19 protein-coding genes are annotated in these 15,757 nt (G+C 58.9%); 15 read left to right on the top strand and 4 right to left on the bottom strand.

Annotation, left to right across the window (positions count from 1 at the left end):
• The 5 genes from HNQ08_RS26505 to HNQ08_RS26485 all read left to right on the top strand — a co-directional run.
• Window positions 1-345: hypothetical protein (locus tag HNQ08_RS26505; RefSeq protein ID WP_184138375.1), on the top strand; the 345-nt coding region annotated here is incomplete at its 5' end.
• Window positions 346-1,482: 1,137 nt separating this feature from the next.
• Window positions 1,483-1,839: a VOC family protein gene (locus HNQ08_RS26500; protein ID WP_184138373.1), complete on the top strand. Its 357-nt coding sequence runs from the start codon at window positions 1,483-1,485 to the stop codon at window positions 1,837-1,839.
• A 183-nt stretch (window positions 1,840-2,022) separates the two neighbouring features.
• A complete protein-coding gene (locus HNQ08_RS26495; RefSeq protein ID WP_184138371.1) occupies window positions 2,023-2,265 on the top strand; it encodes a hypothetical protein in 243 nt (80 codons plus the stop codon).
• A 357-nt stretch (window positions 2,266-2,622) separates the two neighbouring features.
• Window positions 2,623-3,165, top strand: a complete 543-nt coding sequence (locus HNQ08_RS26490; protein ID WP_184138370.1) for a hypothetical protein — start codon at window positions 2,623-2,625, stop codon at window positions 3,163-3,165.
• Window positions 3,165-3,833, top strand: a complete 669-nt coding sequence (locus HNQ08_RS26485; RefSeq protein WP_184138367.1) for a hypothetical protein — start codon at window positions 3,165-3,167, stop codon at window positions 3,831-3,833. Before HNQ08_RS26490 ends, HNQ08_RS26485 begins: the two co-directional genes overlap by 1 nt.
• Window positions 3,834-4,261: 428 nt before the next feature.
• Here HNQ08_RS26485 and HNQ08_RS26480 read toward each other — a convergent pair whose 3' ends face one another.
• The gene (locus tag HNQ08_RS26480) at window positions 4,262-4,567 is read right to left on the bottom strand and encodes a hypothetical protein (RefSeq protein ID WP_184138365.1); all 306 of its coding nucleotides are present in this window, start codon (window positions 4,565-4,567) and stop codon (window positions 4,262-4,264) included.
• A gap of 167 nt (window positions 4,568-4,734) precedes the next feature.
• Here HNQ08_RS26480 and HNQ08_RS26475 point away from each other — a divergent pair, with 167 nt between their 5' ends.
• Window positions 4,735-5,004 (top strand): hypothetical protein, encoded by a 270-nt coding sequence (locus tag HNQ08_RS26475; RefSeq protein ID WP_184138363.1) that lies wholly within the window; start codon window positions 4,735-4,737, stop codon window positions 5,002-5,004.
• Window positions 5,005-5,992: 988 nt separating this feature from the next.
• The gene (locus tag HNQ08_RS26470; protein ID WP_184138361.1) at window positions 5,993-6,172 is read left to right on the top strand and encodes a hypothetical protein; all 180 of its coding nucleotides are present in this window, start codon (window positions 5,993-5,995) and stop codon (window positions 6,170-6,172) included.
• A 57-nt stretch (window positions 6,173-6,229) separates the two neighbouring features.
• Here the strand turns inward: HNQ08_RS26470 and HNQ08_RS26465 are convergent, their stop codons facing one another.
• On the bottom strand, window positions 6,230-6,700 hold the full coding sequence (locus HNQ08_RS26465) for a ribbon-helix-helix domain-containing protein (protein WP_184138359.1): 471 nt from the start codon (window positions 6,698-6,700) through the stop codon (window positions 6,230-6,232).
• Between the two features lie 164 nt (window positions 6,701-6,864).
• Here HNQ08_RS26465 and HNQ08_RS26460 point away from each other — a divergent pair, with 164 nt between their 5' ends.
• Window positions 6,865-7,044: a hypothetical protein gene (locus HNQ08_RS26460; RefSeq protein WP_184138357.1), complete on the top strand. Its 180-nt coding sequence runs from the start codon at window positions 6,865-6,867 to the stop codon at window positions 7,042-7,044.
• Window positions 7,045-7,758: 714 nt separating this feature from the next.
• Complete coding sequence (locus tag HNQ08_RS26455) at window positions 7,759-8,064, top strand: hypothetical protein (RefSeq protein WP_229790301.1); 306 nt, start codon at window positions 7,759-7,761, stop codon at window positions 8,062-8,064.
• On the opposite strand, the gene HNQ08_RS26450 is transcribed toward HNQ08_RS26455, so the two are convergent.
• On the bottom strand, window positions 8,042-8,866 hold the full coding sequence (locus HNQ08_RS26450; protein ID WP_184138355.1) for an IS5 family transposase: 825 nt from the start codon (window positions 8,864-8,866) through the stop codon (window positions 8,042-8,044). The two genes, HNQ08_RS26455 and HNQ08_RS26450, sit on opposite strands and share 23 nt — an antisense overlap.
• Window positions 8,867-8,944: 78 nt before the next feature.
• Here HNQ08_RS26450 and HNQ08_RS26445 point away from each other — a divergent pair, with 78 nt between their 5' ends.
• From HNQ08_RS26445 to HNQ08_RS26425, 5 genes are all read left to right on the top strand, one after another.
• Entirely contained in the window at window positions 8,945-11,155 is a 2,211-nt protein-coding gene (locus HNQ08_RS26445; protein ID WP_229790300.1) for a sensor histidine kinase, read from the top strand.
• A 343-nt stretch (window positions 11,156-11,498) separates the two neighbouring features.
• Window positions 11,499-12,131 carry a hypothetical protein gene (locus HNQ08_RS26440; protein WP_184138353.1) on the top strand — a complete coding sequence of 211 codons (633 nt, stop codon included), beginning with the start codon at window positions 11,499-11,501 and terminating at the stop codon, window positions 12,129-12,131.
• Between the two features lie 27 nt (window positions 12,132-12,158).
• Window positions 12,159-12,833: a hypothetical protein gene (locus HNQ08_RS26435; protein ID WP_184138351.1), complete on the top strand. Its 675-nt coding sequence runs from the start codon at window positions 12,159-12,161 to the stop codon at window positions 12,831-12,833.
• A gap of 197 nt (window positions 12,834-13,030) precedes the next feature.
• Entirely contained in the window at window positions 13,031-13,294 is a 264-nt protein-coding gene (locus HNQ08_RS26430; RefSeq protein ID WP_184138349.1) for a type II toxin-antitoxin system Phd/YefM family antitoxin, read from the top strand.
• Between the two features lie 5 nt (window positions 13,295-13,299).
• Window positions 13,300-13,638: a type II toxin-antitoxin system RelE family toxin gene (locus tag HNQ08_RS26425; protein ID WP_229790299.1), complete on the top strand. Its 339-nt coding sequence runs from the start codon at window positions 13,300-13,302 to the stop codon at window positions 13,636-13,638.
• A gap of 93 nt (window positions 13,639-13,731) precedes the next feature.
• Here HNQ08_RS26425 and HNQ08_RS26420 read toward each other — a convergent pair whose 3' ends face one another.
• On the bottom strand, window positions 13,732-14,376 hold the full coding sequence (locus HNQ08_RS26420) for a hypothetical protein (protein WP_184138347.1): 645 nt from the start codon (window positions 14,374-14,376) through the stop codon (window positions 13,732-13,734).
• A gap of 284 nt (window positions 14,377-14,660) precedes the next feature.
• On the opposite strand from HNQ08_RS26420, the gene HNQ08_RS26415 reads away from it, so the two are divergent.
• Window positions 14,661-15,757 (top strand): helix-turn-helix domain-containing protein (locus HNQ08_RS26415; RefSeq protein ID WP_184138345.1); only part of this gene is annotated, 1,097 nt, incomplete at its 3' end.

Here is a 15,757-nt window from a genome sequence, read left to right as displayed (position 1 = left end):
TTAAAAGCTGACCCCGCAGTAATCCACCCGGACGAGGCCGCTAAGCGCTTAGGCGGCGTCCAGGACGTGGTTCACGCCCTGTCCACCCTGCTCGAAGTCCATGCCTCGAAGCGTGCAGCGTTGATCGGCATCATGGGTGCGGCCCTGGCACGGGATCTGGAGGACCAGCACAGCCGGGCGTACTACTGCAAAATCATCTGGCTGGCCTGGCAAGCCGAGCTGGAGGGAAGGGATGGTTTACAGGCGCTGGCGGCAGAATTGCAGCACCTGGAAGTGGACCGGCGCGAGTGGAAGGACCTCAGACGCCCCGCCGCGCTCTTAGCGGCCCGACTTCGGGCGGCGTGACCTCCGGCGCAGAGTGCGCGCCGGATGCCCCACCCCCTCAGCCAGACCCAGAGGAAAATGACCCGCCGCAAGGCCAGCTATAGGGTCAATCCGCTAGGCGGTCAACCACCTTTGGTATCCTTCATTTGATCTGGATAAAACCCTGATTTCACTCAATCTATTTCTGCTTAGGTTAGGGACTCAAACTCTAACTACTATCAGGAATAGAAAAGACAGATGAGAATCACTGATGGACCTATGCTCTGAGCCAATATGCGAGAGACCTATAGGGGGCGCGAGATTGTCATCACCTTTTCTCCCATTCCTGATCGTCCTCTTGGTAGACATGGTGCTTCCAGGAAGAATTGGGCTATCAGTATTGACGGTGAAAGTATAATAGATAGGATTTCGTATATAGGAATCCAGGACGAAAATCTTATTATGGCCGCTGCTAAAAAATACATAGACAAGATCTCTTGAAAGTCCACAAATCTCAATTGAATTTATGTGAATTTCTTCCTAAGATCTTGTTCCTGTTGCTTCTTAAAATCTCCTCTCTAATTTGTTAGAAAAAATAAGTAAATAAGTCGCGAATAAATTTTCGCCCTAGAAGCTTTTAGCATGGGCGTGCAAATGTTAAGTGGGCAAGATTCTGGCTTTACTCCTCGCACACTTTTAAGGGACATTGCTGTAGAAGACTGAACACCATGAGATCAAGTGACATCCTTCTTTGCCTCTCTTTGGATGAGCAATGACAGAGCGAAATCTATGATCGACTCACTAAACGTGGCCATCTACCCAGCATGTCATACGTCCGACAAACGTTGGACAAACTTAGTATCGACGGGCTGGTGATCACGAGAAGGGCTGAGAACGGAGGACGCTTTTATCGATTGGCTGAGGGAGAAGCAGTGGAGGCAGCGTTGGACAGGGCGTGGGCCGCTCAGAGCTTCAGAGCACCGAAGTCCTGGTGAAAGAGAGGTCAGCGGATTGACTGGCCCAGGGGTGAAGACCTGTTAGTTCTGGGGTTTAGGCCGAATTTTACCCAGACAAAACTTCTGTTTGCTCTTTAGCCTTATTCCTGTCAGGGCTACGGTATCGCGTTGCTTCGTTCTCAAATGGATGTGGATCAGCCTGGTGAATCGCTAGCATCTCCCCATGCTGAACATTAGCTCCATCGTCTGGGGCGTGGGTGATCTGGAAAAGAGCATGACGTTCTGGACCGTCGCACTGGATTACGTACCCCGCGAAGAACCAGAGGAGGACTGGGTGGTGTTGATTCCGCGCGAGGGTGCTGGTGTTCAACTGGCCCTCAAGCTGGTCACCAGCCCAGCTGCTCGACGCCATCACATGGATCTTTATGCTGAGAATCAGTCGGCAGAAGTGGCACGACTGCTGTCACTCGGGGCTACGCGAGCAGATTGGCGCTATGAACCGGAAGCCGATTACGTGATGCTGAGAGATCCTGAAGGCAATTACTTCCGCATCATTCAAAAGAATGCGGATTGGTTCTAGTGTTGAGCCGTCTCGGACAACTGGAATCACCAAAGCGGGGGCGGCGGCCCAACCTAAGCGCGTGGTCTCCATGCTCAGCGCATTGACGATTCGTCAGGCAGAGAATCTGAACAGTAACTGTTCAAATTGTTGCTTTACCACCTGCACACTTTCACAGAAAAGCGATGACGGAAACTGGACGCCATGAACTCCAGTGATGTGCTGCTGTGCCTCTCTCTGGAGGAGCAACGGCAGGACAAGATCTATGATCGGCTGATCAAGCGTGGGCACCTGCCCAGCATGAGGTCCGTCCGGCAAATCCTGGACAGACTTACCAAAGACGGTCTGGTTGTCACCAGAAAGACTGAGCTTGGAGGCAGTTTTTATCGGTTGGCTGAGGGCGAAGCGGTAGAAGCGGCGCTTGAGGCCGCACAGTCACGCGATTAACCTTTGGGCATTTTAGTGTGCCGAAGCCCCCGCGAAAACAGGCGTTGGCCGCTGAGATCCCCGGTTGTAATGCAGTTACGCAAGATTAGCACTAACGTGCATCTTGCCTCTAGAACGCAGTTCTAGAGGGGAAAAACCCGAGCGCTGGTGATTTCTAATTAGTGCGTCTTTTTTCCCCTAAGCTGTGGCATGACGAAGACCGCTGGAAGGCCGAAACAAAAGCCCCAGAGAGTGACCGTGACTTTGGATGCTCACCACGCCGCTGAGCTGCAACTGATGGCGGACGAGGCCGGGGTCAAGCTGTCGGCGTTCTGCGCAAACGTTCTGGAGCGCTACAGCCTGCAGGACCGCTAGGTCATGACGACGGACATTCTCAAGCTGGCCTTCGAGCAGCAGACGGAGTTGATGCAGCAGAACATCCGGGTGGCCCTGAATGAGCAGATGAACCGGGTGCGCTCCCTGCTGGCAAGGACCAGTCTGGAAAGCGGATCGACGAAGCAGATGGTGGGGCTGCTGGTCAGGGACACCTTCGGCAAGGACAAGGGACCGGAGTACATCGAGCGGGCCTGGAACTTCGCGGTCCACCAGCTTAAGGAGCCGACGCCACAGATTCGCGCCGCGTTGAGCGAGTTGGCCGCCGGGATGGGGAACGATGACCCGGGGTTGCTTCTCAAGGTCCGCGAGTCGTCCGAGCAGATGACGGCCGGCCTCAAGGATGTGGAGGCCCTAACCACCCAGATCCAAGCACTCCAGCAGCAACAGAAGCAGCTCGTCGATTACCTCGGCAAATTGAATCAGCAGGTCCAGGAGACGCGGGGCGCGATGGTGATGGCCACCCACAAGCTGGAGCACACCGAGGACGAACTCCGGAACAAGCCCAAGGGCTTCTTCAACCGCTGATGGCCCGCTCCCTGGGCAGCACCCAGCGGGTGGTGCGTTCGATCCCGGACCGCAGCGGCAACAACTACACCAAGACCAGTGCCGGCGGCAAAGCGCGCGCCGCCAGCGCCACGCGCTACATGGACGAGAAGGAGCGCACCCAGCTCTACACCCTGGAAGATGGCGTGCTGAGAGAGACCGAACGGGTGGAGGCCGCCGCCCGGATCGAGGACACCACGACGAAGTACCAGCAGCACCTGGTCTTCACCACCCAGCTCCCCGGCGAAGCGGAGGTGGACCGGCAGCGCGCCGCGTTCCTGGTGGCCCAGGCGGTGCAGGAACGCCGCGCCGACGCCGAGATCTACGCGGTGGCCGTGCATCAACAGGACGGGGGGAATGTCCACGTCCATGTCTGCTTCGGGACCGACACCACGCTCAGACGGGGAGCGGAGGGCGATCTGGTCCACTTCCAGCATCAGGCGTACGAGCTGGAGCGGCATCTGGACCGCGAGCTGGGTCTGTACCAGGATCAGCACCAGAACCGGCACCAGCACCAGGGCGAGGATCAGCAGCAGGAGCGCAGCGGGGGGCGCACGCTAGAACTCGACGCGGAAGACTACGGCAGTGGGGCGCGGCGGCAGCAGGAAAGGGAACGAGAGCGCCACTATGACCGGGGCTGGGAGCGGTGAGGGAAAGGGTTAGAGCTCGCTGTCTGCTTAGCACACGTCGGGGGTCAATGCCATGTCTTCGACAGGCCTTTCAATCAGTGTAAAACTCAGAATCAGATACGACATGTGCTTGGGGAGCTCCGGCTCTGTGGCCCGACGCTGGGCATAGCAGGCCAGCGCCAACTGATGAACCCCGTGACTCATGGCGCCGATCCACAACCAACCGGCATACCGTACCGTAGACCGCGCCCCATCGTCCCAGCGCAACACCACTTGCCATTGAGGAAGGCTCAGCAGTGTCATAGCAGCATTTTGCCTGATGGGGAGGGGAAAGCGGAGTGGATCTGCCTCGCACTTTCCAGGCTATTTTTCGATTTCGCGGGGATAATGGAGCGTCAGAAGAGGCTCCAGCCCCTATACCGGGGTCATACCATCTCGGAGGCTGAAAACTAGTGATGTTCGGCTGTGGCCGTGGTCGCTTTAGGCTGCCTCTTTCCCGCGCTAGAGAACTCCGTCAGCGTGTGCTGAATCCAGGCCTCAAGGGCCATGTAAATCAGCAGCTCGGGGACGCGGACTAGCTTCTTTCTGTGGGGAATCAGTACCCAACCCAAGGTAAAGACGCTCCGCAGTTGACCGCGCTTGATCTGCCGTTTCAGGCGCGAGTAAACCTTGTACCGTTTGTCTTCTGGAAATCGAGCGAGAATGTCACTCAGTTTTGTATAGGCCGTGACGTCTTCTTGTGGTGATTGAATCACGCCTGGAGTATCACGGGAAGGGATTCAGGACTCTGGATGGTTTGCTGCAGGATTTGGAGAGAAGCATTGAAGGAATGTGGGCAGGTCAGAGAGAGCGGAGCATGGGGGCCCGCTTCGACGATAAGGAACTTTAGTGTCAACCTCTGAGGGGCTGAATCAGGCGTCCGGTGAGGTCAGATCCTCACTGCCTACGGCCCGGGCATATCTACGTCCTGGCAGCCACCAGTCGAACCATTCAGAAGGATGAACTGGCGGACCTACGAACGTACGGCCGCGAGAGCGACGAACACCAGTGGGAGCAGCAACAGGAACTGGGGCTGTACCACGATCAAGGTGATGTGCAGGAGCTGGCCCGGTTCAACCAGCACGAGCGCAGTTACGACGAAGACCGCGAACACCGGCGTCAACACGAACGGTCCTACGGTTACGAGCGGTGATCGAGAATTCAGACTCGCGAGTGGGAGTGCCAGAATTCACTCCACGGGACACATCGAAAACGGTAGCTATGACCTTGACGGGTTGCTGCTTCAACAGCAGGATAAAGAGCCCCTTCGCGTGAGGGATCACTGGCCTTCGATACCCGCTGGGACGGCATCAGCGGTGATGGTAGAGGTGGGAAGACGGACAGCTACGGTCTGAGGAATGGTGTGATGCACCTTGTACGCTCTTCCCAAGGCGCTTGCACTGAGGGCCATTTTCCACGGTGAGCCGGGTGTGCGTATGCGCCTCGGCCTTTTTTGTTCGGAAGCTGTCAGAGCTCAGGTCAGGCCGTACGCGATACCTCTCGTTGAGTTTGAGACACACCTTCTTATTCTGCTGAGAAGCAAATTAGACGAGGAATTACGTTAACAGTACCAAGGCTACAAATATTAAAGCGGGGGTGCCTACCATAAGGGTAGGAAGTGGTGTCCATAAACCCAAGGAAGAGCAGAAGGAGTTGGTATGGCTTTTGATAAATCTATCTACAAAGACATTGTCAATCTCCCGGCAGAGCAGACATTTGCTGAGCTTGCATTAGCTGCACAGAGACGATTCTCTCTCCAACCACTTCAACCTATTCTTCCTGACCTTGCTTCCTTCAGACTCCCTGACCCAGAGCCATTGCATCTCCACCCGAGCAATCAGAGACTCGAAGAAATAATAAGCGAATTTAATTGCCAGAACTACGATTACGCTCCTCAATATGTATATAGCGGGATGGACAGATTAATAGACGACTTGAATCTAACCTCTGCGCTTTAAGGGCCAAACAACAGTAAAGCAAATTGGTTGTTGTTACCTCAGGATGATTACCATCCTGAGGTAACTATTATTATGTCTCACTACTATAAGTTATTTACATAATTTGAGTTGAAACTTCATCTTAATGAAGCTTACTCAATCTGCTTATCAACTACTCGCAGCCAAAGACAGCACAATGGTGCGATGAGAGAGCTCTACCGTTCATCACTTATGGAGCTCGACAGGGCCATTGAAGAGACAGAGAATCTGCTGGCTATTTCTGATGCCTTCATCACCCTCATTGATAAGTTGCTGGGTGAGTTAGAAGATTTACATATCTCGGAAGCGGAGCGAAGACAGCGTCTAGCTACTCTTCAAGCGTAACGATTGGTTGGTTACCTCTGATAAGAACACTCGTCATCTGTGGACAGCGGATGCTTCTTAATCGAGCGTGACCACGACACCCTGCTTTAGAAGCGCTTGGATGGTGCGCCATGAGACGACACTCCCTTTCTCGGTGGTGTAGTTGGCGCTATCTGCCTTTCTGGTGATGGTGTAACCCTCAGCCAGCGCCTTCTCGGCCACTTCGTATTTCTCTGGCTTCCAGCCCAGTCCTCGCTTCATCTGCTGCGAGATCACAGTCACGGCAGCAGGGAGGTTGGTCGGAGTCTTGGATGGTTTAGATGCCTTGTGCTGTGCTGCTGTGGCCTCAGCTGTTGGTGATGATCTCTTTGCAGATGCTGCCTTCAGGAGATGAGCCTCAATCAACCCAGCGATAACCTCAGATCGGCTGACTTCCTGCGTCACAGCAGCATCGAGGGCTGCCTTGAGGTGTGGTGGAAGGCTGACCCCAAATGTTTGGTGTTTGTTGATCGCCTTTCTGCCCCTGCCCCCGACATGCTTCTTGGTCATACCAAAAGATACATCAAACTATTGCCAGTAGTTTGTCAAATATTCCGCAAGCCGACGCCATTTCAAATATCAATCACGTAAAAATTACGCTCTAAACTTAGGCTTAATGAAGTTATCCCTGTTTACTTGAGAACTATTCGTGGTATTCGTTCCCACAATAAGGGATGGAAGATGTTCACATTTTGAGTCTCGATGAAATAGGCAAGACCATAAAAGATACAGAGGAGCTATTAATAGCTTCCGAAGCATTGATTAGTTTGATTGATGAACTCAGAAGGGAATTGGGGATTTTGCAAAACTTTACGATGAAAGAAAAGCCAATAGAGCCACCCCTTCAGTCATGACCACAAGTCATTTACCCGCTGATAAGAGTAATTTTATCAGCGGTGAGACTGTGTTTTGTGACTTCGCAGGCTGGTTTCGAGTGGTTCAGTTGATTTCTTCTCTGGTGCTACTCTGGCTACTGCTGGCCACGCCTGGTGGTGCTGCTTTCAGGAGATGGGCCTCAATTAACCCAGCAATAACCTCGGACCGACTGACTTCCTCGGTTACAGCAGCATCAAGGGCTTCCTTCAAATGTGGAGCAAGACTGATGCTAAAGTTCTGATGCTTGCTGCTGGACTTCCTGCCTCGTCCACCGTTATGCCTCTTGATCATGTCAAAATTTATAGTAAACCAATGCGGGACATATACGATAATTATCACATATTCCTATTAAAGTAGGATTAAACTACTAATATTCAATGTTCTATTTGGTGCTTAGCTCCGGCTATGTGTAGGCATTAACACTAAATCGGATTGTTGTCACGCCTGAGGGACTGAGACGAGTGTCAGATTAGACTCTTAGACCCTCACAGGTTGTCAAAACCACACCTGTTTTTTGCCGTGTTTATCATACTGATATGCATCCAGCCTGACGTCAGGTTGGGGTATACCCCAAACGGACGTCAGGCAGCTTCATCACGTCCGGTCCAGGTCATGCGGAGTGCCATATGAAGCCGTGCCTAAGAGCCTGAGGACAGAACGAGGCGTGAATGCGAAGCGTGGCAGACTGAGGGATGCCACGAAAGAAAGTCAGCCCCGAGTTGTCCGTTGCTGCACTGCCCCTGCAGGGCATGGACATGATGGACATGCTCGAAGGTATGGCTGGCGATCTGGCGATGGAGAGCGGTGAAGCGATGTTGGCCGCCATGGAGTTTGAGAAAGCGTTGTTAGGCATCGCGAAGACCTTGGCTGGGCAGGCGATCCGGATGGAAGAGCTGGAGCAGGAAGACGAACGGATCAAGGCCGCAGAACGTCAGGTGAAGCTGCTGGGCAAGCTCTATGAGCAATTACAAACGGTCACCCAGCCTGCGGGGCGCTGAGCGCCCCGCTCGTCCGGCGCCACACGATCAAGGCACACGCCAACTGAGCCAGGGCAAGGAACGAAGCCGCGCTTCGTTCCCGGCGAACGGCCAGCTTGCGGTACGACACGAGCCAGCTCAAGGTCCGTTCCACTCGCCAGCGATACCGCCCCAGGGTGGCACTGGATTCCACCCCGCGCCGGGCGATGCGGGGAGAGATCCTGCGGTGCACCAGGGCCTGACGACAGCGCTCGAAATCGTAGCCCTTATCGGCATGCAGCTTGGCTGGACGTTGCCGGGGATGACCCGGTCGTCCGTTCCGCACGCCAGGCACCGCATCGACAGTGCCTTCCAGGTGCCGAGAATCATGCACATTCGCTCCAGACACGGTGAGAGCGAGTGGAAGGCCTTGTCCATCAATCAGCAGGTGGAGTTTGCTCCCGGCCTTTCCTCGGTCTGTGGGGTTGGGTCCGGTGTGCGTTCCGCCCCGTGGGGCCGGAACACTGATGGAGTCCAGCGCTGACCGAGACCAGTCCACAGACGCGTGCCGTTGCGCGTGATCCAACAGGATGCGCCAGAGGCGCATCCACACGCCCTGACGTTGCCATTCGTCAAAGCGTCGTTCGCAGGTGCGCCCACTCCCAAATCCAAGAGCCAGGGGTAACTGTCGCCAGGGCAGGCCCCACCGCAGCAGATACACGATGCCGGCCAGGGTCCGACGAGCGGAGTGTCGCTGTCGGCCACCCCGCGGCCGTGCCGGTGGTGCAGGAATCACCTGTTGTGCAAGAGCCCACAGACCATCCGGCACCAGTTGCTCGATCATTCCCGGACCATACGCCCGCCCATTCTGTCCTCAGGCTCTAAGGCTAGGCCCCTGACCGATACCATACGTGACAGCCATATGACCACCGACAACCATCCCCAGCCCGACCTGCTCTTCCGTGAGGGCGGCGAGCTGGGTGCCCTTATGCGCGACCTCGACTGGGCCTCCACCCCCCTCGGGCCACCCAGCACCTGGCCGGCAGCTCTGCGGACCTCCGTGCACCTCATGCTCGCGTCCAAACAGCCCATGTACCTCGCGTGGACGCCAGATTTGATCGCGCTGTACAACGACGCCTATCGCCCCATCCTCGGGGCCGACAAGCACCCGGCCGCCCTGGGAGCCCGCACCGCCGACATCTTCGGTCAGGACGGTTACCCGGGTCTCAAGCCGGTGTTCGACGCCGCGCTCCGCGGGGAGAGCGCCGCGTTCGAGAACCTGCTGGTGCCCCTGGTGCGTCACGGATACCTGGAGGAGTGCTACTTCGATGTCGGCTACACCCCGGTGTACGTCGACCAACACGTCGAGGGCGTGTTCTCCTCCGTGACCGAGACCACCGAGCGGGTGCTCCTGGCACGCCGCACCCGGACCCTTGCGGCCCTCACCGCCGCCCTGCTCGGCGCGGCCGCCCCCCAGCAGGTCATGCAGGCTGCCCGGACCGTCGCCGAGGACAACCCCCACGATCTGCCATGCCTGCTGCTGTACGTGCCCACTGCCGGAGGCGAACTGCACCTCGTCGGCGCGGCTGGGCTGAGTGACGAGCAGACGGCGCCCTGGCATCACGCGCCCCACGATTGGCTGAAGGCGCGCGAGGAACAGGTGATCCCGGTGCAACCCTTCGTCACCGGGCCATGGCCAGAGCCGGTCACGCAGTTGGCGGTGCTGCCGCTGACGCAACCTGAGGAGGCCGCGCCGCTGGGGCTGCTCGCCGTGGGGATCAACCCGCGCAAGCACCTGGACGACGCGTACTGGGACTTTCTGCACCTGTTCAGTGGGCAACTTGCCGCCGCTCTGCGCACCGCCAGACTGGACGGGGAATTGCGGCAACGCAATGCGGAACTCGACGCGCGCAACCGGGCCCTGGACGCCTTCGAGGAGTGGACGCGCGACCTTACCATCGACCTGGATCCTGACGTCCTGGTCGGGCGAGCCCAGGCAATGATCCGCAGCCTGATTCCCCTGGACGCTGCTGTGTACTACGAACGTGAGGGAGAGCGCTGGTTCGTGAGACGAATGCTCGGCGAGTACGGCAGCGCGGAGCTCCGTCGTGCTCACGAGCAGGGCCTGCCGCACGCGAGCACCGGGAATCTGCGCACGCCCTTCGAGACGGGTCAGCCGTACTACCAGGAGGTGTATGACGAGAATACGGACCACCTGGCACCGCACACGGCGCACGTGACCGCCACGGCCATGGTGCCGCTCAGGACCACCCGGGGGGTGCGAGGCATCTTTGGACTGGCCGCGTTCGGGCGCTCAGGTTGGACAGCGGTGGACCGCACGGTCATCGAGACGGTGGGGCGCAGCCTGAGCCTGGCGCTCGACCGGGCGGAGCAGGTGGCGGAACTGGCGCGCGAGCGCGAACGGCTTGCCGGGCAGACCGCGGCGCTGGCGAGCGCCAACGAGGAACTCGAAGCCTTCGCATACAGCGTCTCGCATGACCTGCGGACCCCGGTGCGGCACATCCAGGGCTTCAACGCCCTGCTGCGCAAATCCTTTGGGGCCGGGCTGGACAGCAGGGCGACCCGCTACCTCGAGGTGGTCGATCAGGCAGCGGTGCGGATGAATACCCTGATCGACGCGATGCTCGACCTGTCGCGCACGTCCCGCCAGCCCTTACGGGTAGGGGTGGTCGACCTGGGGGCGCTGGTGGCGTCAGTGCGCGAGGAGGTGGAGGTGGACGTGCTGGAGCGGCTTGTGACCTGGCACGTCCAACCGTTACCGCTGGTCGCGGGAGATCACAACCTGCTGCGGCAAGTGGTCCAGAATCTGCTCTCCAACGCTCTCAAGTACACGCGCAACAGGGCGGACGTGGTCATCGAGGTGTGGGCGGAGGAGCGCCCGGACGAGTGGGCGGTGTTCGTGCGGGACAATGGCGTGGGCTTCGATCCCAGGTATCAGGACAAGCTCTTCGGTGTCTTCCAGCGGTTGCACCGGGCGGACGAGTTCGAGGGTATAGGGGTCGGCCTCGCGAACGTGCGCCGGATTATCGCCCGACATGGCGGGCAGGTGACGGCGCACGGTGCCGTGGGCGAGGGGGCGACATTCGGGTTCACGCTGCCCAGCGTGGGCTGAGTCCGGCACCGGGGACGTGGTGTGCCACTGACCGAGTATTTAAAGGCAGGGGTGCCACGGGAAGCCTGATTCTTAACGTGGGTGAAGATCTGGCTTGAAGCAATCCGAATTGGAGGTTTTCGACACTGAATAGGGTTGTCTTCAGGGCCTTCTGCACTTAACCGAAGTTATCGCTGGGGTCTAATTTCTGGTAATTGACGTTACCAAAAGGGTCGTGCGCGAAGGAATCTCAAAGAAGTTTGTGCGTTCAAGACAAGAAAAGGACTCGCTCGCAAGGCTTGCGCCCGGGTGAGCGCCCGCAAGCCTTGCGCGTGAGCGCCCACCCTCCCTTAAGCTGGGCAGCATGGCCAAACTCGTCTTCACGCCCCGGCAGGCTGCTGCCGAGCTGGGTGTATCCGGCGCAGCTCTTCGGCGGGCTGCTGCTGGTTATGAAGTCGTCTTTGGCATGCTGGAGCGAGATGCACGGGGAGGTCGTCTGTTCACAGGCGAGGCTCTGGACCGCCTGCGCCTAGCCCTGAAAGCCGTTCACGCTGGTCAAGTCGCCTCTGTCGAGACCGCCCTGACCCTCATCCGCGACGACAGTACTCTGCCCCAAATTCAGCCGCTCACCCGCTCGGGGGGTGAGCGGACGGACCTGGAGGCCGTGACTGCCGAGCTGCTGGCTGCGCTGCACCTGGCTCAGGCCCACAACGCTGAACTTCATCTGGAAGTGAAGACCCTGCGTGAGCACCTTGGAAGCCTGATTGCCGCCATGCAGGGAATGACCGCCGATCAACACGAGATGAAGCGGCAGTTGGAGGCTCTTGCGAGCCACGCTGCCGCCAGTCACGGGACCATCCATGGGTTGCCAGGAGTGGTCCGAGATGCTGTGAACGAAACGCTGAGTGCCGACCGATTGAGGGTGGCCCTGCACAGCGCACAGGCTGAGCCGCGCCGCAGCTGGCTGGCGCGGTTGCTGCGTCGATCTGGGGCTTAAGGTCCGTTAGGGTCTACCCTGAACCCCATGCCGGAGGAGAGGGAGGTCCAGCCACCAGGCGAGCGCCGACGCCCAGCCCGCGTGACCGCCACCCAGTTGCGGGTCGAGCGCGGGTGGACCCCCAAGATGATCCGCGAGCTGCTGGGAGAGCCGGACGCCCGCCCACCAAACCGGAATTACCCCAGCCGCCCACCCCTGAAGCTCTATGACCTGGAACGCGTGGAGGAGGTCGAACGCACCGACGCTTTCTTCGAGTTGCTGGACCAGAGCGAGGCGCGCAAGGACTCGGCCCAGAAAGGCAAGGACGCCCAGCGTATGCGGATTCTGGACGAGGTGGAGCGTTTGGAGCTCCAGGTCCCCCAGATGGAACTGCGACACCTCGTCGTCGAATCCATCGAGCGTTACAACGCCTGGGTGGATGAACAGGACGTAGACCGGCCTTACGTCACCTTACACAGCCATGTGCTGGACGTGATGCGGGTCATGGTCCATCACCTGCGCTTCACGACGCCGGGCTACCCGGAGATGCAACAGAAGCTGCTGTGCCGCACAGGAGCGCGCGAGGCCCGCCGTCGCCTGAACGAACGCGTGTTTCAGACCATTGCTGAGCTGTACCCGGAGCTGGCCGAAGAGTGCCGACGCCAGAATCAGGGACCATTGGAGGCGGCACCGGCGGTCCCTGGAGATGACGAAGAGTGGTGACCTTGCGGGACAACAGCAGCCCAGCGAAAAAGAATCAGCAAAGAGAGGGTGCGGGGCCTTCCTCTTGCGTTGAGGTCACCAGTGGGAATGGAAAAAGCGCCCCGCAGGCCGCCTTGATTTCTCTAAAAGAGCGCTGAATACAACCACCGTCAAATCTATGCATCGGGCCATTTGTACACTTTGCTGTACACTAGGGCATGACCCGGTTCCTGACGATCAGCGAGGCCCGCAAACAATTCCTGGAGCTGCCCGAAACCCTCAGCGAGCAGCCAGTGATCATCACCCGCCACGGCAAGCCAGTGATGGCCGCGCTGAGCTATGAGCAGTTCGAGAGTCTGGCTGAAACTCTGGATCTGCTTGAAGACGGCAATCTGATGGCCGATCTGCGCGAGAGCATGACACAGGCAGACCGTGGCGAAAGGGTCAGCCTGGCAGACGTACGCGCCCGCCTGAAGCCCTGAGCGCCGTGACCACGCCACAACCCGCCCAGCCGCATCAGGTCACCCTGACGCCCAAAGCCCTAGAGATGCTGGAGGCGGTGACGGATCGCCGCGAGCGTGATGCCCTATTGGAACGTATTGAGGCCCTGGCTGCCGACCCTGAAATGCAGGGCAAGGCGCTGCTAGGCGAGTTGCGCGGGCACCGCAGCGTGCGGGCGGTGGGCCAGCGCTATCGCATCGTGTACCGGGTGATTCGGGATGAGGTGGTGGTGCTGGTGATCGGTGTGGGCCGCCGACGGGAGGGCAACCGCCGCGACGTGTACGCCCAGCTTGAGCGCCTGAACGCCGACGAACGGGAATCCTAATTGAGGATGATATTCGAGTGGTCTGGGTTCACTGAAAGCTTTTCAGGGCACAGACCAGACTCGGCAGGTGCAACTTTGAAAAGGCCGAAGCTCTCAAACAGACTTGTTGTTCTGCTCTGAGCCATGCTGCTCCTGCTGACCGCCTTCCGGCTGGCCGACGCGGGTCTTTCTCCAGTGTTGGGCCACCAGACGACCCGTCTGAGGCTGGTATTCGCCGTACACGATCAACGTTTTCTCTAATCTGGGGAGGCGCGCAATGAAGTCTGGAGCAGCCCAGACGCGTATGTCGAATGGCTGCTGGAGCTGTCCTGCCGGATTGGTTTCCACCTGGACATCGAAATACCCGTCCTCTGGAAAAACGGCTTTCAGACGGGTGGCCAGCGTACAGGTCGGAGACATGTCCAGTGCCTCAGCAGGATTCTGATCCTTCAAGGGCTTGATCCCAGCCAGCTCAAGGGCCTGCACCTGACCTTCAAGCGTGCGGAACCACAACGCCAGGCTGTAGACCTGTCCTTCCTCAAGAGGTTGCCCCTGAAGCTGTTGTGCACGATCTGGGGCTATCCGGACACGAGTGGGTACACCACCGAGCAGGAACTCGGCCTCCTCATCCACCCAGCGCACGGTGGAAAGCACCCGGATCACGGCAAAGAAAGGAATGATCGGCTTTGGCTTGTGTGACGTGTGAGATGAGCCCACTGATTTTGCGGCATTCGGCGATGGTTGGGGAAGCTCGGTCATGCCTCCAGTATCCCTTGAGTGCTGGGAGCTTCCAACAAAACCCCAACAAAGCGACACCCCACACGAGGTGGAGTGCTACTGTTGAAAACGAAGCGAGCGGCCACGTCGCCAAACGTGCCGCTCTGCTACCCCACCTCGAAGGAACCCACTCTCACATGAAAAACCAACGACAGGGTAGCCGTACCGATAGCGTACGCCAAAGCCCACATAGTTTTCCAGCCCCGACCACCATTGACGCTTCTCTCACCCCCAGACAAGCGGTCAGCACCACCCATTTTCTGCAGATGAGTCGTGCCGCCCTGCGTGGGGAGCTGGTGGACGTGGGCCGCACCAAGCCACCGTCCAGCAAGCACTTCCAGCAGACCCGTCGCCCTGTCCCCGTCGCTATCCCCCCCCTGCTGATCTCAGACCAGGTCGAGGACCAAGACGCGCCTGCCACGCTGGCTCCCACTGTCGAGCGCAAGGCCAGAAGCAAGGCGCATGACCGTCATCCCCAGCAGGTCACGCCGCGCCCTGTGGAGGCCCCAGTGGCCCAGGATGGCGCAGAGGGGCAACCGGCGTGGCTGCTGGATACCTTGCGGCTGTTGGACCAGCAGGAGGCCAGAGAGCGGGCCGAACTGAGCCAGGTGTTCGTGCGCCAGCAGGTCCAGCGCCAGCCCCTGCCGCGCTTGGAGGAGCTGCTGGCGCTGGAGGACTTCCGCCCGAAACGGGGCCGGGGTGCGGGGACCGCTGGAGCGGGGGCACTGGCCGCTGGCCTGCACGAGCTGGCCCGCCTCGGTCTGGCCACCCGACTGTACCTGTACGACAAGGACGGCCAGTCACCCCGTCAAATCGTGCTGCACCTATGCGCCGAACTGCTGGCCGAAGCACTGGGGGTCAGCGATAACACCCTGCGCGACTGGACCACCCAACTCCAGAAGGCCGGCTACCTGTCCGCCCGTCCGCACTACACCACCACCACCCTAGACGGGAAACGGGTCACAGCCGTCGACGGCATGCTCTACGCGATCCGGCTGACCCCGAACCACACCGCCCGGTTGAGATATCAGGATTACAAGCGCGCGTACCGCAACCTGGATGCGGACCGGGCGGCCGGGCGGACGGCCTACAACGCGATTGCGAACGCCGCAAAGCGGGCCGAGGAAGCTCAAATTTTAGAGGGCGTCCAGGACAGCGAAAAAAATACTGAGGGGTCATGTACCCCTTCAGAGCAGATTAGGGCGGAACTGCTCGAACAGCTCCGCCGATGGGCCGTTATTCCCGGCAATGTGACCACCCAAAACCCGTTAAAAGCTGACCCCGCAGTAATCCACCCGGACGAGGCCGCTAAGCGCTTAGGCGGCGTCCAGGACGTGGTTCACGCCCTGTCCACCCTGCTCGA

Source organism: Deinococcus humi, from assembly GCF_014201875.1.
Lineage (GTDB): Bacteria > Deinococcota > Deinococci > Deinococcales > Deinococcaceae > Deinococcus > Deinococcus humi.
Note: the sequence above shows the minus strand (reverse complement) of the source record. Positions and strands in the feature narration are given on the sequence as shown.